We start from the raw sequence: 17,195 nt of genomic DNA, 5'->3' as shown, positions 1-17,195 counted from the left end.
GGAGCCGAGGAAGCGATCATGTCCGCCGAATGCACATTCAAATCCGAATTCACGCGCCCGCCCGTTTCGGCAGCGTCCGAGCTCGGCAAGCTCGCGCCACCGGCGCTGCGTGCCGGCGTGCTACTCGCAAGTATCGCCAACAACGTGATGACGAATCCGCGCAATGCCGCCATCGTCGCGGTGCTCGTGATCGTTGCGCTGCCGATCTGTTGGTACTGGAAGCGGCGTCGCGGTCCGGATCCCGCCATGCTCGAGTCCTTGCGCAGGAACGAAACGTTCAGCGCAACCCTGCTCGATGCGCAGAACGGGCATCCCGCCGGCGCGCATTCCGCTGCGGTGGCCGACGCGCGCTCGCGCCCTCAGCGTCGTGCTGCGCATGCAGTGCCGGTAAGGATCAGCATGACCATGGCCAAAGCAGACGGTGATGGTGTTTGAGTATCGACTGCAAGTACCGCCAGTGCGAACGCGTAAGTTGTTCGGGCAACGCCCGTTGGCTTGGCTAAACCGATTTCTGTTTCCTGCGCCATCTACCGGGCGTCTCGCCGACGATCTTCTGAAACGCCTTGCCGAATGCTGCTTCCGAAGCGTAGCCCACCGCTTGGCCGATCTCGGCAAGACCTCGATCCGTATGCTGGATCAGATCGCACGCGCGCATCATGCGAACGGTCAATAAGAATTCGCCGACTCCCATGCCGGCTTTCGCGCGGAACTGGCGCGCGTAGGTCGCTCGGGACATGGACACTTTTTCGCCGAGTGAAGCTATTGTCCAGTCGCGCGACGAGTCCTGCAGCACCGCGCTGACCGACGAGCCGAGCCGTCGATCCGCCATGATCGTCAGCAGGCCGGGAGGCGCGCTTCCGTCTACGCCATGATGTCGAAGCGCAAAGGTCAGAATGGCCTGACCCAGCGCATTCACGACGGCAAGAGCTCCTGCCTGCGCGAGCGTTGCTTCGCGTTGGAGCAGGGCGATCAGGGAACCGAGCAATTCTCCGCTGGCCATATCCTGCAGATTCACGTGCACTCTAGGCGGTAGTGCTCGGAGCAGCATGGAGCCCGCGCCGTAAGCGCAGATGAATCGCCCGCAAAGCAGATCTAGATCGGCGTTGGAGGGACTGCGCACATTGCCCTTGATCGGCAGGGTGCTGTCCTGGCTCAAGCGCAAACGGTGCACCGGCCGACTTGTCTTCGATTGCACGGAGCGCGGCGGAAGGACATCGTGGGCATCGCCATGCGGCAGTAACAGGAAGTCCCCGGCGTTCAAGTCGGTCCAGCCGGTGACGCTACGCACGCGACATTTGCCTGCCAGCACCAGGTGAAACGGGGCTTCGCCGGGCGCCGATGTTTCATGCGCAACGGCATATTTGCCGGCAAGCAGGCAGTGAACGTCCATTTGCACACTCATGCGGCTGAGGCTAAGAAGTTGGCTGAGTGCATCCATGAGACGAATAAGCTAAATAATGAGATTTTTGGCTAGTGATTGAATCATTTCAATCCAGAATAATACGCGTCGAAACAACCGCGCGTGGCGCGCCCACTATCTGGAGAAGAAACATGCTCAACTGGACTGAATATCGTCGTGAATTGATGGACCGCATCGGTGAAATCGGCAAACTGTCCCCCGATTCGCTAGCTGGCTATCAAACACTTTCCGCTGCCGGCAAGAAGACGAACCACCTTGACGCAAAGACCCGCGAACTCATCGCGCTGGCGGTGGCGGTAACCAGCCGCTGCGACGGCTGCATCGTGGTCCATGCGACCGAGGCCAGCAAGCTGGGCGCCAGCCGTGAAGAAGTCGCCGAGGCGCTAGGTGTGGCGATCGCGCTCAATGCGGGCGCTGCAATGGTGTATTCCGCGCGCGCTTTAGATGCGATGTCTGCCGTTTCGGCTGTTTGAGGGCGATCACAATGTCTGCAGTGAATGTCGTTGATACGGCATCGGCGCGGTGGTTGCCGGTCGCGTTGTTTGGATCGGTGATGGGGCTTGTCGGATTGAGCCTGGCTTGGCGTCTGGCGCACGCCCGCTTCGGAGTACCGCTTTGGGTGGCAGACGGCATTGGTGCGGCAGGCGTCGCTGCGTTTGTCGCCATGGTCGCGGGTTATGCGATCAAGGCTGCGACTGGCTTTGTCCACGTCAAGGCCGAGTTTCTGCACCCGGTCACCGGTGCCTTGTTCGGCACGCCCCTGATCAGCGCCTTGCTACTGCCGATCGTCCTCGCTGACTACAGCCTGCCGTTTGCGCGGGGCTTGTGGGCGGCATCGGCTCTCGGCATGACCATGTTCGCTTGGCACATGGCCAGCCGCTGGTTGGGAGCCCGCCAACAGCCGGCGCATGCCACGCCGACCTGGATCGTTCCGCTGGTGGGCATGCTCGACATACCGCTGGCGGTGCCTGCGTTGGGTTTCGCTGAACCGCCGCATGCCTTAATGATGTTGGGGTTGGCGGTGGGTCTTTTCTTCGCCGTGCCTCTTTTTACCATGATCTTTTCGCGGTTGATGTTCGAGGAACCGTTGCCGCCAGCGATGTCGCCTTTGCTGATGATCTTGCTGGCCCCGTTTGCGGTGGGGTTTTCCGCCTACGTGATTACGCTGGGTCAGGTCGACGCGCTCGCGGAAGGATTGTTTGCTTTGAACGTATTCCTGCTCGCGGTGTTGTTGACGCGCTTGCGCCATCTGCCGAGTTGTTGCCCGTTCCGCATGTCCTGGTGGGCGGTCAGCTTCCCTCTGGCGGCGACGGCCGGCGCCGGACTGCGTTATGCCGCCTATTCCAAGACGCTGTGGGCGGATGGACTTGCGCTGCTCTTGCTCGCGCTGGCCACAGCCGTCATCGGCGGACTGTTGATCCGAACCTTGATTGGAATTGTGCGGAGCGAAATGCAGCAGTTGTCGAGTTAAAGCAACGAGCCGCTGCAACGCTGCTTCAAATCACCAGGGGCTCGGGTTCCAGCGCCACGCCGAAGCGCGCGAGTACAGTCTGTTGGATGTGCCGCGCCAGCGCCCAGAGCTGCGCGCCGTTCGCGCCGCCGTAGTTGATCAGCACAAGCGCGTGTTGATCGGAAACGCCCGCATCGCCCTGGCGAAATCCCTTGAGCCCGCAGGCTTCGATCAGCCAGGCGGCCGACAGCTTCGCCAGGCCGTCCGCCAGCGGCCAGAGCGGCATCCGCGCATGCTCGCCCTCGAGCGCTGTGGCGAGGTCGGCTGAGACGATCGGGTTCTTGAAGAAACTGCCGGCGTTGCCGGTGGTGACCGGATCGGGCAGTTTGCGCGTGCGCACGCGCGAGATCGCGTGCGCGACCGCGCGCGCGTCGGGTGAGTCCACGCCCATCGCGGCGAGTTCCTCGCGCACGCCGTCGTAGTCGAGGCGCAGCGCACGCTCGCGCGGCAGCAGGAAATCGACTGCGGTGATGAGATAGCGCCCGCTATCGCGCTTGAACAGCGAATCGCGGTAGGCGAAGGCGCAGGCGGCGCGGTCGAGACGCACGATCGAACTCGTCGTGCGGTCGTATGCATATACGGCATCGACGAACTCGCCGACCTCGACGCCGTAGGCGCCGATGTTTTGGATCGGCGTGGCGCCGACACTACCCGGAATCAGGGCGAGATTCTCCAGTCCGCGCAAGCCATGCGCCAGTGTCCAGTGGACGAAGTCGTCCCAGACTTCTCCGGCCGCGGCGCGCACGAGCGCGGCATCGCCCGGCGTGCCGGGCACGTGTTGCTCGATGATGTCGAGGCCGCGCGTGCGCAAGGCGAGCACGACGCCCGGCCAGTCGCGGGTGAACAAGACGTTGCTGCCGCCGCCGAGAATCAGCACCTCGCGATGCTGCTTAGCGGCGTCGTCCAGCAGGCACGGGATCGCGTCGAATTCGTGCACGTCGATCAGCATCGCCGCGCGCGCGGGCACGCGGAACGTCGTGCGATCGAGCATCGAAGCGTTCTCGTGCACCGTATAGCCGTAACCGGTGACGAAAGGCAGCGTCGAAGTGGCGTGGTGGTCGTTCATCTGGCTTTGCCGCGCAGCGCTTCGACGCATTCGCCGATCAGTGACGGCCCGCGAAAGACCAGGCCGGAGTAGAACTGCACGAGGCTCGCACCCGCGGCGAATTTTTCCGCTGCGTCCGTACCGCACGTGATGCCGCCGACGCCGATGAGCGGAATCGCGCTGCCGAGCCGCTGCGCCATGCCGCGCAGCACCGCGGTTGCCTTGGCCATCAGCGGCTTGCCGGAGAGACCGCCGGCTTCCTGCGCATGGCGCGCGCCCGCGATCGCGTCGCGCGCGATCGTCGTGTTCGTGCAGATCAGGCCGTCGATTTTTGCGGCCAGCAGCACGGCGGCGATGCCGTCGAGCTCGGCCTCGCTCAGGTCCGGCGCGATCTTGAGCAGCATCGGCTTGCGTGTGCTGTGTTGCGCGGCGAGCTGCTCCTGGCGCTCGCGCAGCGTGCCGACAAAACGCTTCAAGGTTTCTTCTTCCTGCAGATCGCGCAAACCTTGCGTGTTTGGTGAGGAAATATTGACCGTTACATAGCTGGCACGCGCGTAGACGCGCTCGAGGCAGTGCAGGTAGTCGTCGACCGCGCGTTCGTTCGGCGTGTCCTTGTTCTTGCCGATGTTGATACCGAGCACACCGTTGAACTTCGCCCGCTCAACGTTGCGCACGAGCGCTTCGACGCCGCCGTTGTTGAAACCGAGCCGGTTGATCACCGCCTCGTGCTCGGGCAGGCGGAACATGCGCGGCTTCGGATTGCCGGCCTGCGCTCGCGGCGTGGTCGTTCCAACTTCGATGAAGCCGAAGCCGAGCGCGGCGAGCGCGTCGACGTAGGCCCCGTTCTTGTCGAGCCCAGCGGCGAGCCCGACCGGATTGACGAAGTCGATGCCGAACACGCGCGTCGGCAACGGCGCCGATTTCAGCGCGAGCAGCGGGTTGAGGCCGGTGCGGTAGGCGGCTTCGATCGACGCGAGCGCGAGATCGTGCGCTCGCTCGGCGTCGAGGCAGAACAGGAAGGGGCGGGCGAGGGCGTACAAGCTACTGCTTCGCGGGCAGCTTGGCCTGGCGCGCACTGCGCTTTTCCGCGATCTCGACCATCGTCTCGATGCGGATCAGGCGCTTGTCGATTTCGTTGGCGACGTTGGCCAGCTTGTCGACGTTTTTCGCCAGTCGATCGAGATCATCGCGCATGCGCAGCACATCCTTGAGCACTTTCACCGCGTCGAGCAGGGCGCCCATCAGCCGGCCTTGGAGGGCTTGGCCTGGCGGCTGGCGATGCTGGCGAGCGCGCGCTCGACCGAAGCATTGGCCGCGCGCACGCTGCGGCGCATCGCCGGCAGCGCTTCGCGCAGTTCGGCGGTCAGGGCGACGAGTTCACGCGGGTCGTCGATCGTGCTGACGCCGTAGGCGCGTACGGCCTCGCGCATGAGTTCGCTCATGTTCATGCCGCGTTCCTTGGCGAGGTTGCGATAGTTGCGCTTGTCTTCGGGCGAGACGAGCAGGGTGAGGCGCTGCGTTTTCATGGCGTCATCTTTTGAGAAGCGCAGCCGGAATGGCTGCTTCTGATCCGGGCGATTCGGACGATCGCAACGATCATGCACACACATGATAATGTCATGTGCATGCCGATTCAATGTCGGCCAAGCTGAATCCCCGCTCAGTGCAGGTGCGCGGCCAGCCAGGCGAAGCCGCCGAAGAAGGTGAGCAGGGCGAATGTGGCGAGCATGAACAGCGCGAGGTGCAGGTAGCCGAGGACGAGCCCAGCCAGCGCCAGGCCGTCGCCCTGGATTGCCCCTGGCGGGGCGCGCCGGATCTCACCGCGCGCGACGTGGCCGCAGACGATCGCGATGATCGCACCGAAGAACGGCAATCCGAGCCAACTCACGACGCCGAAAATCAGGCTGAGGATCGCACTGACGCTGGTGGTGTTCTGCACTGGTGTGTTCATGCTGCACTCCGTACGCCGGCCGCCGCCATCATACCCGGGTCATATGTCCGCTACCTGTATCGATGGTAATGCACAGCGCGCTCACTATGATGGGCGCATGAACGCGATCATCACCGAATCGACGCTGACCTGCCCCGACTGCGGGCAGTCAAGCACGGAAACGATGCCGACCGATGCCTGCCAGTGGTTCTACGACTGTCGGCATTGCGGCGCGTTGCTCAAACCGAAGCCCGGCGATTGTTGCGTGTTTTGTTCGTGGGGCGATGTGCCGTGTCCGCCCGTGCAGGCCGACGGCCGCGACGGCGGCTGCTGCACATCGGCGTCGTGATCCGGCCGTAGGCATGGGGGCGGCGGCAAATTCCCCGTCTCCCGCGCTTGACTCTGGACCTGGGTCTAGACTCTAGACTGTGCGCCACTGGAGGATCACATGTCGAATTTCAGCATCGGCAAACTCGCCGAGAGCGCCGGCGTCGCCATCGACACGGTGCGCTACTACGAACGCAACGGCCTGCTGCAGCCGGCGGGGCGCCTCGCTTCCGGTTACCGGCGCTACGGCGAGGCGGAACTCAGGCGCCTGCGTTTCATCCGTCGCGCCAAGGCGCTCGGGTTTTCGCTCGAGGACATCCGCACGCTGCTGGAACTGAGCGCGGAACGCAGCGTGGCCAAGGTCAAGCGCGTGGCGCAGCTCAAGCTCGCTGACATCGAGGCGCGCATCGCCGAGCTCGAACGTGTCGGCGCCGGCCTGCGCAAGCTGATCGCCGCCTGTCCCGGGCACGGGCGGGCGGAGGCATGTCCGATCCTCAACGCGCTGACCGATGAGGAATTGCATTGATGGCGTCGCACACGCATTCGCAAGAGCACCAGCACAACGACGCAGCGCCGGCCGCGCCGGGCTGTTGCGACGCGCACAAGCAAAGCCATACATCTACGGCCGCAATCGATTCGACAGCGACCGCGATCGATCCCGTGTGCGGGATGAAGGTCAAACCCGATTCGGCGCATCGCGCCGAACACGCGGGCCACGAATACCTGTTCTGTTCAGCGGGTTGCCGCGCCAAGTTCGTTGCCGATCCTTTGCGTTATCTTGCGCCGGAAAAGGGCGCCGAGCCGCCGCCGCCCATGGTGCCGGGCACGAAATATACCTGCCCGATGCATCCGGAAATCGTGCGCGATGCGCCCGGCACCTGTCCGATCTGCGGCATGGCGCTCGAGCCGATGATGCCGAGCCTCGACGACGGCGAGAATCCGGAACTGACTGATTTCCGCCGCCGTTTTCTCTGGACGCTGCCGCTGTCGATCGCCGTGTTTGCGCTCGCGATGTTCGGCCACGCGTTTACCGCGCTTTCGGCAACGGTGCGCACCTGGCTCGAATTCGCGCTCGCCGCGCCCGTGGTGCTCTGGGCCGGCTGGCCGTTCGCCGAACGCTGGGCGCAGTCGATCGCCAACCGCAGCCCGAACATGTGGACGCTGATCGGCACCGGCGTGATCGCCGCATTTGGCTACAGCGTCGTCGCGGCCGTGGCGCCGCAGGTGTTCCCTGAATCGTTCCACGAGCACGGCCGTGTCGGCGTGTATTTCGAAGCGGCGGCGATCATTGTCTCGCTGACCTTGCTCGGACAGATTCTGGAACTGAAGGCGCGCTCGAGCACGTCGGCGGCGATCAAGTCATTGCTTGGCCTGGCGCCAAAGACGGCGCGCCGCGTGCGCGAGGGCGGTGCCGAGGAAGATGTGGCGCTCGACCAAGTGCAAGTCGGTGATCGCTTGCGCGTACGCCCGGGTGAAAAAGTGCCGGTCGACGGTGTCGTCGTCGAGGGCCGCTCGAGCATCGACGAATCGATGCTGACCGGCGAGCCCATTCCGGTCGAAAAGAAACCGGGCGACGCCGTGATAGGCGCGACGCTGAACGGCACGGGCAGCCTGGTGATTCGCGCCGAAAAGGTCGGCGCGGAAACCGCGCTGGCACAGATCGTGAGTCTCGTGGCGCAGGCGCAGCGTACGCGCGCGCCGATGCAGCGGCTGGCCGACAAGGTCAGTGTCTGGTTCGTGCTCGCGGTAATGACGGTCGCGCTCGCGACGTTTTTCGTCTGGGGCGTGTTCGGCCCGCAGCCGTCGTGGACCTACGCGATCGTCAATGCCGTCGCCGTGTTGATCATCGCTTGCCCCTGCGCGCTCGGCCTCGCCACGCCGATGACGATCATGGTCGCGAGCGGCCGCGCCGCGCATGCCGGCGTGCTGTTCCGCGACGCCGAGGCGATCGAGCGTCTGCGCACGATCGACACGCTGATCGTCGACAAGACCGGCACGCTGACGCAAGGCCGGCCCGCGTTTCGCGACGTGGTCGCGATGGCCGGCACGAGCGCGGATGAGGTGCTGCGTCTCGCCGCGAGCATCGAGCAGGGCAGCGAGCATCCCCTCGCCGCGGCGATCGTCGCCGAAGCGCGACGGCGCGGCCTGGCGCTGCAAGCCGCCGCCGATTTCGAGTCGGCGACCGGCAGCGGCGTGCGCGGGCGTGTCGCTGCGCAGAGCGTCTTACTCGGTAGCGCGGCACTGGTGAGCGAGGCAGGCGTTGACATCGCGAATTTGCGCGACGAGGCGGAACGCCTGCGCCAGGAGGGCGCCAGCGTGGTCTTCCTCGCCGCGGACGGTCGCGCGCTCGGCCTGATCGCCGTGGCCGATCCGATCAAGGATTCGACACCGGAGGCGGTCGCCGCGCTGCATGCCGCGGGCTGGCGCCTGATCATGGCGACGGGCGACGGCAAGACCACGGCGCAGGCGATCGCCGCACGGCTCGGCATCGACGAGGTGCACGGCGAGGTGCGGCCACAGGACAAGGCGGCACTCGTCGCGACGCTCAAAGCGCAAGGGCGCCGTGTCGCGATGGCCGGCGATGGCATCAACGACGCGCCCGCACTCGCCGCTGCCGACGTCGGTATCGCGATGGGCACGGGCACCGACGTGGCGATGTCGAGCGCGCAGGTCACACTCGTCAAAGGCGATCTGCGCGGGATCGTGCGCGCGCTCGCGATCTCGCGCAGCGCAGTGACGAACATGCGCCAGAATCTCGGTCTTGCTTTCGTCTACAACGCGCTCGGCGTGCCGCTCGCTGCGGGTGTGCTGTATCCGTTCACCGGCCTGCTGCTGAGCCCGATGATCGCAGCGCTGGCGATGAGCCTGTCGTCGGTATCGGTGATCGGCAACGCGTTGCGCCTGCGCGCAACGCGCGTTTAGGGGTTCTCGTAAGGCGACCGCAAGCGCTGTCACCTATCCCGCTTGCGGTGTCTCCAGCAAGCGGGAGAAAGCTCAGAACTCGAACTTGATGCCCTGCGCGAGCGGCAGCGAATCCGAGTAGTTGATCGTATTGGTCTGGCGGCGCATGTACGCCTTCCACGCATCGCTGCCCGATTCGCGGCCGCCGCCGGTTTCCTTCTCGCCGCCGAACGCGCCGCCGATCTCGGCGCCCGAGGTGCCAATGTTGACGTTGGCGATGCCGCAGTCGGAGCCCGCCGCTGAAAGATACTTTTCCGCGGTCTGCATATCGCGCGTGAAGATCGAGCTCGACAGGCCCTGCGGCACGCCGTTCTGCAACGCGATCGCTTCGTCGAGTGTGTCGAACGGCATTGCATAAAGGATCGGCGCGAAGGTTTCGGTCTGTACGACTGCATCGGCATTCTTCACGCCGCTGATGATCGTCGGCAGGACGAAGTTGCCAGGTTTGTCGCTGAGCGCTGTGCCTCCGGTCTCGACCTTGCCGCCGGCGGCCTTGGCCTTCTCGACTGCACCGACGAAACCGTCGACCGCGGCCTTCGAGTTGAGCGGACCCATCAGCGTCGTCGCCAGGGTCGGATCGCCGATCTTCTTTTCGACCTGCTTGTACGCCGCAACGAGCTTGCCCATCACGTCGGCGAAGATCGACTTGTGGATGAACACGCGCCGCGTCGTCGTGCAGCGCTGGCCGGCCGTGCCGACCGCGCCGAACACGATCGCCGGGATCGCGAGCTTCAGATCCGCACTCGCGTCGACGATGATCGCGTTGTTGCCGCCGAGTTCGAGCAGCGAGCGGCCCATGCGCCGCGCGACGCGCTCGCCGACCGTGCGGCCGACTGCGGTCGAACCGGTGAAGCTGATCAGCGGAATGCGATAGTCGTCGACGAAGGTCTGCGCGAGTTCCACGCCGGCATCGTTGAACAGGAAGAACAGGTCGGGGAAGCCGCCGGCCTTGAGCGCTTCGTTGCAGATCTTCATCGAGGCGATCGCAGACAGCGGCGTCTTCGGCGACGGCTTCCAGATCGAGATGTCGCCGCACACCGCGGCGATGAACGAATTCCAGGCCCACACCGCGACCGGGAAATTGAACGCGCTGATGATGCCGACGAGGCCGAGCGGATGCCACTGCTCGCCCATGCGATGGCCGGGGCGCTCGCTGTGCATGGAATTGCCGTAAAGCATGCGCGACTGGCCGACGGCGAAGTCGGCGATGTCGATCATCTCCTGGACCTCGCCATCGCCCTCGGGCTTGATCTTGCCCATCTCGAGCGCGACCAGCGAGCCGAGCGCGTCCTTGTGCTTGCGCAGCGCTTCGCCGCAGAGGCGGATCGCTTCGCCGCGCCGCGGCGCCGGCGTCGTGCGCCACACGGCGAACGCGGCCTGTGCGCGCTGCACGATCGTCTCGTAGTCGCTCGCCGAAGCCGAATGCACGCGGCCGATCACCTCGTGCGTGCTCGGGTTGACCACTTCGAGCGTGCCGGCATCGTCGGTCTTCGACCATTCGCCGTTGCCGAGATAGGTACCGGAGACGGTGCCGGTGAGGCCGAGGGCCGCGAGAATCTTGTCGGACATGGGTGTTCCAGTTTGGCTAAAGATAGCCGCCAATTATAAACCGGTGATTGGCCCTGTCCGGAACCGGGGTGTGGCAATCGAATGGGGCCAATACGTTATGCTTGTGCACCGTACAAAGGGCGAGACACGTGGAAAAACGAGGTTTTGACAAGGACTTGGCCCTGTTGCTCGCGCTAGCCGCGGCCAAGCTGATTTTCCATGTCGCGACGAACGGGCAGTACGGGTTTCATCGCGATGAGCTGCAGTTCCTGAGCGATGCGCGCCGTCTCGACTGGGGCTTCGTCGCTTATCCGCCGCTGACGCCGTTTCTCGGTCGCATCGAGTGGGAGTTGTTCGGTGCCTCGCTGGCTGGATTTCGCTTCTTTCCCGCCCTCGCGCAGAGCATCGTTTTCGTCGTCGCCGGCCTGATGACCCGCCGGCTTGGCGGCGGCCGTGCGGCCATGTTGCTCGCGGCGTTCGCCATTGCGCTTGCTCCGGTGTCCCTTTCGGGCAGCGCGCTGTTCATGTATGTCACCTTCGATTTCCTCTGGTTCGTGCTGCTCGCCTACTTCGTCGTCTGCCGTATCGAATCGGGTGACGCGCGCTGGTGGCTCGCGATAGGCGCGATGGTCGGGCTGGGCATGATGACCAAGTACACCGCGGCGTTCTTCGCCGCCGGGCTGGTTGCTGGCGTTGTGCTTACTCCGCTACGCGCCGACCTGCGCAGCAAGTGGCTGTGGTGCGGCGTTGCCTTGTCGTTGCTGATCTTCCTGCCGAATCTGGTCTGGCAGTTCCGTCACGACTTCGTCACGCTGGACATGCTGAAGCAGATCCATGCGCGCGACGTGCGCATCGGTCGCGCCGACGGTTTCTGGCTGGAGCAGCTCTACATCGCGAGCAATTTCGTCACGGTGCCGCTGTGGTTGCTCGGACTCTGGTTCGTATTCGTGACAGAAGCGGGCAGGCGCTGGCGCATTCTCGGTTGGATGGCGCTCGTGCCGTTCGTCATCCTCGTTGCTGCGCGCGGCCGCGGTTACTATGCCGCGCCTTTGTATCCGATGCTGCTCGCTGCGGGCGCGGTGCAACTGCAAGCGTTCATCGATTCGATGCGTGCGCCGACATGGCGGCGCGGTGCGTGGGCAGCATCGTTCGTCATCGTCTTGTGCGGAGCGATCATGTTGCGCATCTGCCTGCCGTTGGTGCCGGTGAATTCGCCGGCGTGGGCGCGGGTCAACGAATTGAACGGCGATTTCCGTGAAGAATTAGGCTGGCCGGAACTCGCGCGCGAAGTCGCGCGCATCCGCGATGGTCTGACGGCGGAGGAACGCACACAAACCGGCATCTGGGCGAGCAACTACGGCGAAGCCGGCGCGCTCGATCTGTACGGTCCGCAATATGGCCTGCCGCAGGCGTGGAGCGCGGCCAATTCGTTCTGGCTGCGCGGACCGTACGGCCCGACGCCGCAGAACATGATCGTCGTCGGCGCCGATCGCAAGGACCTCGATCAGCCGTGCACGACGGTCGAACTCGTCGGCCATACCAGCAACGAGGCCAAGGTGGAAAACGAAGAGACGAAGTGGCATGCGGACATTTTTCTCTGCCGCGGCGTACGCAAGCCGCTCGAGGAGTTGTGGCCGAAGCTGGCCGAGTTCATGTAGATGCCGGAAGGCATGAAGCTCCGCGCGCTTTACGCGGCGACGCCGACAGGCAACGCCAAGCCCCGGTTCCAATTTCCTCGAGCGCAACGCGACTGCGGCCTTGGGCGATCGCGCGGATGTCCGTCTCTTCGGTTCGCTTGCTTGGATTAGAACGGACAATTGCCCGGACTCGGTGCGTCGATGCGCCGAGCATCGCCCGTCGGGATGATCTGGAACGCCTGCGTCACCAACACAGCCGTTCCCTCGTTGCGCACCATGTGGACGTGACCGTCACCGGGATCGACGAAGCCGCTTCCGGCGGCATAGGTTTTCGGCGTGCAGGTCGGATCGTCGCCGTCGTAGACCGTCGCGACGCCAGACTTGACCAGGACTACGCTCGGTCCCGGATGCGTATGCCATCCGCTGTAGCCGACAACGGTGCCTTGGGCATTTATGGCGGCGACGGTATTGGTGACGATGTAGTAGTCCGACGCGTTCTCGACATTGATGATGATCAGCGGGTCGTCGCGAAAATGGCGGTGGCGAAAGTCGTCATCGTCGCCATGGTGTCGCGAGATGTCACTATCCGGGTAGACGATACGCAATGGATCGAAATGTGCTTCGGTCACATCGCTGACGAAGTTCAGCGACGGGGTCGCTTGTGTCACAGCCGGACAACCTAGCATGGTCGCCAGCGCTAAGTTTGCGAGCGTCCATCTCAGGGTACGCGGACGCAGCTGGAAGCGGGCGGAAATGCGTGCTTGTGGTGTGTTCATGGGAGCTCCTGGTGGGGTGCGAATAGGCTGGAGGGTTCTCTGCGTGTGTTTTCGCCGAGAATCCAGCGGTGGTGAAAGTCCCTCCATCGGCGCGGATCCGCAAGCTGCAAAGCGCGGCACGAAGCCACTTGCCGCAGTTCCCCGCGCAATGCAGCGATTTGCATCACGCACGCGTTGATGAAAGAATCCAGACCGGGCTCGTGTCATCGGAGCTTGTATTTTGGACGAACCCACGACTGACCGGCAGGGCGCCACGACACGCGGCGAGGCGGAAGATCGCCTGGATTCGTGGAAGCGGATCGCCGCCTACCTGAAACGCGACGTGAGCACGGTCCAGCGCTGGGAGCGGCGCGAAGCCATGCCGGTGCATCGCCATCAGCACGACAAGCTCGGTTCGGTGTTCGCGTTTCGCTCCGAACTCGACGTGTGGTGGACGAGTCGGCGCGGCGACCTTGCCGGCGATGGCGACGGGGCAGCCGTTGAATCATCCCCGCCTTCGCTGCCGCCGCCCGCGCTCGCGCAGTCTCCCGCATCGCGATCACGTCTGGCTATCGCCATGCTCGTGGGCGTGCTGTTGGCGGTCGTGGCCGCGATCGACTATGCGCGGCGCAACGACTTCTTCTGGCGCAGCCCGCTCGCCGACGCAAAATTCACGCCGCTGCTCGACTTCGACGGCGACGAGGAGGCTGCCGCGATTTCGCGCGATGGCCGGCGCCTGGCCTTCGTTGCAACGAAACAAGGCAGAGTCGATGCTTGGTTGAGCACGATCGACAGCGGTACTTACCGCAACCTCACCCGCGGTCAAGTCGGCGAGCTGATCAACCCGGCGACGCGGACGCTGCTGTTCTCATCCGATGGGCAATCCGTCTACGTCTGGGCGCGGCGTGCTGAAGGTTTCCGACCCGACGACGTCAATATCCTGACCACGCCAGTCGAGGAAGGTCCGTTGTCTCTGTATCTTGCGCACGCCGCAGAGGTCGATGTCTCGCGCGATGGCAGACATCTGGTCTACCACACGACTGCACCGGGCGATCCCATGTTCATTCGCGATCTTGATGCGGCGCCCGGGACAGCCGATCGCCGCCTCTACGGCGCGGAGGACGGCGTCCATTGCCACTTTCCCGTCTGGTCGCCTGACGATCAGTATATTTACTTCGTCCGTGGCGTTCCGCCGAACGACTGGGACGTCTGGCGCGTGAAGACGACGGGCGAGGGTCTCGAACGCATCACGCAGCACGAATCGCGCGTTGCCTACCCCGTATTCCTTGATCGGCATACGCTCTTGTATCTGGCCGACGACGCGGATCGATCCGGTCCGTGGATCTACGCGATGGATCTGGAACGCCGCGTTCCGCACCGGGTCAGCCTTGGCGTCGAGACATTCACCTCGCTTGCGGCGAGCGCCGACGGTTCGCATCTTGCGGCAACGGTGGCCAATCCGCGGACGAGCCTGTGGCACCTGGCGCTTGAACCGGATCAGGCGACGACGCCTGCCGTGCCAACACCAATGACAGCGAACGGTGCAAGCCCGCGTTTCGCCGATACCGGTGTCATCTTCATCGCGAGGGCAGGGCAGAGCATATGGCGTCTGCACGATGATCAACGCTCGGAGCTGTGGAGTACCGCACGCGGTCGCATCGTCGGCGCGTTGGCATTGTCCTTCGATCATCGTTCGCTGGCCTTCTCGGTTGAGGAGGCCGGAAAAATGCGGCTGTACGTCATGGACAGCGATGGCTCGCATGCGCGCGTCATCGCCGACACGCTTGCGTTGCGCGGCAGCCCGGCCTGGTCGCCGGACGGCGGCTCGATCCTGATCGCGGCGATGCGCGACGAAGCGCCGCGGCTTACACGCATTTTCATCAACGGCGATGCGCCCGTGCCGTTCACGTCGGAATATTCGATCGATCCGGTGTGGTCGCCGGATGGGCGTCTCGTCGTCTATTCGGGCGCCGATGTCGGCACGACTTTCCCCTTGCGTGCTGCCGCCACCGACGGCCGCCCTCATCCGCTGGCTGGAATCATGCTTACCCGCGGGGCGCGGCGCTTTGCTTTCCTGCCCGATTCGCAGAAGCTGGTCATTCTCGCCGGCCAGATCGGTCACAAGAACCTCGCCATGCTGGATCTTGAAACGGGTGCCAAGCGCACTCTCGCAGAATTGCCCGCCGATTTCGTGATTCACGATTTCGACATTTCGGCCATTGGAACGGAAGTCGTATTCGAGCGCATCGAGAACAACTCGCACATCGCGCTGATCGAACGCAAACTATAAAAGGCTCGGAAACGGCTTGCCGGGGCGCCACTGCGCTTGCTCAAGACCATCGAGCAGCATGACGCATTCTTTGCGGCCTTGTTTATCGTGGATCGGTAGCACGAGCAAGTCGCCTGTGCGCGCCCACGCGAGGGCGGCGCGCGCGGCACCGATTTCGCTGTCGCAAACGACGATGGAATTTTCGGCGATGCCGTTGCGGATCAGTCCGTCGTGCAACAGTGCGACAACCTCACCCGGCGCGCGTCCGCGCGCGTGGCTGGCGAGTTCTTTGAGCACGACGAGGTCGGGATGATGGCGCGCGGCGACCGCGGCGAGTCCGCGAATGTCCGTGTCCTCGCGATTGCCGGCCTGGCCGAGTACGAGGGCCAGACGACCTTGCGGCGAGATCGCACGCGCCACGTCGAGCAGGCCGCGCAGTCCTTCCGGGTTGTGCGCATAGTCGACGATCACCGTCGTCGTGCCGAAATGCCAGCGCATCAAGCGGCCAGGATTATCGTTGTTACTCGCGCCGAACTGCGCGCAGACCTGCGCGATGACCGCATCCTCGATGCCCAGCACGTGGGCGAGCAGGGCGGCGCCGGTGAGGTTGGCGATGTTGTATTTCGCCGCGCCGTTTGCGCTCAGCGGCATGTCGGTGATGCGGCCGAGCGCGCGATCGATGCCGTCAGCGTGCAGCACGAGTTGTCCAGCGTGCACGCCGCAGGTCGCGCCGCCGCGCGCACGGTGTTCGATCAATAGCGGATGATCCGCGTCGAGCGCGAACCAGGCGATGCGGCACTTCAGGCCGGCCGCTCGGCGCACGAGCATGTCGTCGTCGGCGTTGAGCACGAGCGTGCCCTCGGCGACCAGCGCATGCGCGACGACGAGCTTGGCGTCGGCGAGGTCGTCGAGATCGTGCACGCCGTACTCGCCGAAATGATCCGCACTGATGTTGGTGACGATCGCTGCCTGCACGCGCTCGACCGCAAGCCCGCGGCGCAGAATGCCGCCGCGCGCGGTCTCGAGGATCGCAGTTTCGCTGCGCACGTCGCGCAATGCGGCGCGCGCGCCGGCGGGACCGGAGTAGTCGCCGCTCGCGACGAGTTCGCCACCGATGACGACGCCGTCGGTACTGCTGAATGCTGTGCGGCGTCCCGCTCGCTCGCTGATCGCGGCGACGAGACGCGTTGTCGTCGTCTTGCCGTTCGATCCGGTCACGAGCGCGACCGGAATGGCGTGCAACGGTTTCCATTCGACCGCAGCGGGTGAGGGCAATGCGTCGAGCGGCCACGTTCGCGCGCCGGCACCTTCGCCGAGTGTCAATTCAATATCGTCGAGCAGAGTGGGAAGATCGCGCCGATGCGCTTCGTCAATCAAGGCGACGAGATCGGACCGACGTTCGCCTGCGGCTGCAAGGCGCAGCGTCTGTAGTGCGAGTTCCTCGTCCCAGATCGCGGGGTACGCTGGAGCGAGGAACCATTCTTCCCTTTCCCGGTGGGAGAAGGGAAGCAGGGCTCGTTCCAGCGCGTATTCGTTGACTTCGGTGGCGGTGAACAATTGGTCGATGGAGGCAGTGATCGCGAGTGAGCCAGCGCCATCGCGCAATCGTGCTGCGGTTTCGATTTCCGACCAGCCGAGTTCACGGCATAAGCGTTCGACCTCGGCACGCCAGCGCTCAACGGCTGCATTGTCCACAAGTATACCCGGTGCGGTTTCAAGCACGGCGCCGGGCACGGGGAAATAGAGATTGGCGCCGGTCAGACGGCGCGAATCTTCGAACGGAATCGTCATGC

17 protein-coding genes are annotated in these 17,195 nt (G+C 64.5%); 8 read left to right on the top strand and 9 right to left on the bottom strand.

What is annotated here, in order from left to right; all coding sequences use genetic code 11:
* Positions 1 to 18 precede the first annotated feature (18 nt).
* The gene (locus F455_RS0113490; RefSeq protein ID WP_018973831.1) at positions 19 to 435 is read left to right on the top strand and encodes a P-loop NTPase family protein; all 417 of its coding nucleotides are present in this window, start codon (positions 19 to 21) and stop codon (positions 433 to 435) included.
* A 64-nt stretch (positions 436 to 499) separates the two neighbouring features.
* Here F455_RS0113490 and F455_RS0113485 read toward each other — a convergent pair whose 3' ends face one another.
* Positions 500 to 1,438 (bottom strand): AraC family transcriptional regulator, encoded by a 939-nt coding sequence (locus F455_RS0113485; protein ID WP_020684084.1) that lies wholly within the window; start codon positions 1,436 to 1,438, stop codon positions 500 to 502.
* A gap of 113 nt (positions 1,439 to 1,551) precedes the next feature.
* On the opposite strand from F455_RS0113485, the gene F455_RS0113480 reads away from it, so the two are divergent.
* A complete protein-coding gene (locus tag F455_RS0113480) occupies positions 1,552 to 1,893 on the top strand; it encodes a carboxymuconolactone decarboxylase family protein (protein ID WP_026293361.1) in 342 nt (113 codons plus the stop codon).
* Positions 1,894 to 1,904: 11 nt separating this feature from the next.
* The gene (locus tag F455_RS0113475; RefSeq protein ID WP_051084191.1) at positions 1,905 to 2,891 is read left to right on the top strand and encodes an SLAC1 anion channel family protein; all 987 of its coding nucleotides are present in this window, start codon (positions 1,905 to 1,907) and stop codon (positions 2,889 to 2,891) included.
* A gap of 25 nt (positions 2,892 to 2,916) precedes the next feature.
* Here the strand turns inward: F455_RS0113475 and murB are convergent, their stop codons facing one another.
* The 5 genes from murB to F455_RS0113450 all read right to left on the bottom strand — a co-directional run bounded on the left by murB (position 2,917) and on the right by F455_RS0113450 (position 5,926).
* Positions 2,917 to 3,996, bottom strand: a complete 1,080-nt coding sequence (gene murB, locus F455_RS0113470; RefSeq protein WP_018973827.1) for a UDP-N-acetylmuramate dehydrogenase — start codon at positions 3,994 to 3,996, stop codon at positions 2,917 to 2,919.
* Entirely contained in the window at positions 3,993 to 5,015 is a 1,023-nt protein-coding gene (locus tag F455_RS0113465; RefSeq protein ID WP_018973826.1) for a quinone-dependent dihydroorotate dehydrogenase, read from the bottom strand. The genes murB and F455_RS0113465 overlap by 4 nt, the downstream gene beginning before the upstream one ends.
* 1 nt (position 5,016) lies before the next feature.
* Positions 5,017 to 5,217: a hypothetical protein gene (locus tag F455_RS0113460; protein WP_018973825.1), complete on the bottom strand. Its 201-nt coding sequence runs from the start codon at positions 5,215 to 5,217 to the stop codon at positions 5,017 to 5,019.
* Positions 5,217 to 5,501: a plasmid mobilization protein gene (locus tag F455_RS0113455; RefSeq protein WP_169337345.1), complete on the bottom strand. Its 285-nt coding sequence runs from the start codon at positions 5,499 to 5,501 to the stop codon at positions 5,217 to 5,219. Before F455_RS0113455 ends, F455_RS0113460 begins: the two co-directional genes overlap by 1 nt.
* Before the next feature lie 134 nt (positions 5,502 to 5,635).
* Complete coding sequence (locus tag F455_RS0113450; RefSeq protein ID WP_018973823.1) at positions 5,636 to 5,926, bottom strand: DUF4190 domain-containing protein; 291 nt, start codon at positions 5,924 to 5,926, stop codon at positions 5,636 to 5,638.
* A 97-nt stretch (positions 5,927 to 6,023) separates the two neighbouring features.
* Here F455_RS0113450 and F455_RS0113445 point away from each other — a divergent pair, with 97 nt between their 5' ends.
* From F455_RS0113445 to F455_RS0113435, 3 genes are all read left to right on the top strand, one after another.
* Positions 6,024 to 6,254, top strand: coding sequence for a GDCCVxC domain-containing (seleno)protein (locus F455_RS0113445; RefSeq protein WP_018973822.1), 231 nt, complete (start codon positions 6,024 to 6,026; stop codon positions 6,252 to 6,254).
* 99 nt (positions 6,255 to 6,353) lie between these two features.
* Entirely contained in the window at positions 6,354 to 6,758 is a 405-nt protein-coding gene (locus F455_RS0113440; RefSeq protein ID WP_018973821.1) for a heavy metal-responsive transcriptional regulator, read from the top strand.
* The gene (locus F455_RS0113435) at positions 6,758 to 9,154 is read left to right on the top strand and encodes a heavy metal translocating P-type ATPase (protein WP_018973820.1); all 2,397 of its coding nucleotides are present in this window, start codon (positions 6,758 to 6,760) and stop codon (positions 9,152 to 9,154) included. Before F455_RS0113440 ends, F455_RS0113435 begins: the two co-directional genes overlap by 1 nt.
* Positions 9,155 to 9,226: 72 nt before the next feature.
* Here the strand turns inward: F455_RS0113435 and amaB are convergent, their stop codons facing one another.
* Positions 9,227 to 10,762: an L-piperidine-6-carboxylate dehydrogenase gene (gene amaB / locus F455_RS0113430; protein ID WP_018973819.1), complete on the bottom strand. Its 1,536-nt coding sequence runs from the start codon at positions 10,760 to 10,762 to the stop codon at positions 9,227 to 9,229.
* Between the two features lie 128 nt (positions 10,763 to 10,890).
* On the opposite strand from amaB, the gene F455_RS20890 reads away from it, so the two are divergent.
* Complete coding sequence (locus tag F455_RS20890) at positions 10,891 to 12,399, top strand: glycosyltransferase family 39 protein (protein ID WP_169337344.1); 1,509 nt, start codon at positions 10,891 to 10,893, stop codon at positions 12,397 to 12,399.
* A gap of 146 nt (positions 12,400 to 12,545) precedes the next feature.
* On the opposite strand, the gene F455_RS22130 is transcribed toward F455_RS20890, so the two are convergent.
* Entirely contained in the window at positions 12,546 to 13,154 is a 609-nt protein-coding gene (locus F455_RS22130) for a cupin domain-containing protein (protein WP_157578795.1), read from the bottom strand.
* 220 nt (positions 13,155 to 13,374) lie between these two features.
* On the opposite strand from F455_RS22130, the gene F455_RS20880 reads away from it, so the two are divergent.
* The gene (locus tag F455_RS20880; protein ID WP_018973816.1) at positions 13,375 to 15,423 is read left to right on the top strand and encodes a PD40 domain-containing protein; all 2,049 of its coding nucleotides are present in this window, start codon (positions 13,375 to 13,377) and stop codon (positions 15,421 to 15,423) included.
* Here the strand turns inward: F455_RS20880 and F455_RS0113410 are convergent.
* On the bottom strand, positions 15,418 to 17,193 hold the full coding sequence (locus tag F455_RS0113410) for a Mur ligase family protein (protein ID WP_018973815.1): 1,776 nt from the start codon (positions 17,191 to 17,193) through the stop codon (positions 15,418 to 15,420). The genes F455_RS20880 and F455_RS0113410 overlap by 6 nt on opposite strands.
* Positions 17,194 to 17,195 lie beyond the last annotated feature (2 nt).

This window comes from Rudaea cellulosilytica DSM 22992, from assembly GCF_000378125.1.
In the GTDB taxonomy this organism is placed as follows: Bacteria; Pseudomonadota; Gammaproteobacteria; order Xanthomonadales; family Rhodanobacteraceae; genus Rudaea; species Rudaea cellulosilytica.
This window is presented reverse-complemented; position numbering and strand designations above follow the sequence as displayed.

Excerpts from the sequence above, each read along its gene's own strand:
- murB (WP_018973827.1), bottom strand. The coding sequence starts at position 3,996 with ATGAACGACCACCACGCCACTTCGACGCTGCCTTTCGTCACCGGTTAC.
- F455_RS0113485 (WP_020684084.1), bottom strand. The coding sequence starts at position 1,438 with ATGGATGCACTCAGCCAACTTCTTAGCCTCAGCCGCATGAGTGTGCAA.
- F455_RS0113460 (WP_018973825.1), bottom strand. The coding sequence starts at position 5,217 with ATGGGCGCCCTGCTCGACGCGGTGAAAGTGCTCAAGGATGTGCTGCGC.
- F455_RS0113490 (WP_018973831.1), top strand. The coding sequence starts at position 19 with ATGTCCGCCGAATGCACATTCAAATCCGAATTCACGCGCCCGCCCGTT.
- F455_RS0113435 (WP_018973820.1), top strand. The coding sequence starts at position 6,758 with ATGGCGTCGCACACGCATTCGCAAGAGCACCAGCACAACGACGCAGCG.
- F455_RS0113445 (WP_018973822.1), top strand. The coding sequence starts at position 6,024 with ATGAACGCGATCATCACCGAATCGACGCTGACCTGCCCCGACTGCGGG.
- F455_RS0113475 (WP_051084191.1), top strand. The coding sequence starts at position 1,905 with ATGTCTGCAGTGAATGTCGTTGATACGGCATCGGCGCGGTGGTTGCCG.
- F455_RS0113450 (WP_018973823.1), bottom strand. The coding sequence starts at position 5,926 with ATGAACACACCAGTGCAGAACACCACCAGCGTCAGTGCGATCCTCAGC.
- amaB (WP_018973819.1), bottom strand. The coding sequence starts at position 10,762 with ATGTCCGACAAGATTCTCGCGGCCCTCGGCCTCACCGGCACCGTCTCC.
- F455_RS0113480 (WP_026293361.1), top strand. The coding sequence starts at position 1,552 with ATGCTCAACTGGACTGAATATCGTCGTGAATTGATGGACCGCATCGGT.
- F455_RS0113440 (WP_018973821.1), top strand. The coding sequence starts at position 6,354 with ATGTCGAATTTCAGCATCGGCAAACTCGCCGAGAGCGCCGGCGTCGCC.
- F455_RS0113410 (WP_018973815.1), bottom strand. The coding sequence starts at position 17,193 with ATGACGATTCCGTTCGAAGATTCGCGCCGTCTGACCGGCGCCAATCTC.
- F455_RS0113455 (WP_169337345.1), bottom strand. The coding sequence starts at position 5,501 with ATGAAAACGCAGCGCCTCACCCTGCTCGTCTCGCCCGAAGACAAGCGC.
- F455_RS22130 (WP_157578795.1), bottom strand. The coding sequence starts at position 13,154 with ATGAACACACCACAAGCACGCATTTCCGCCCGCTTCCAGCTGCGTCCG.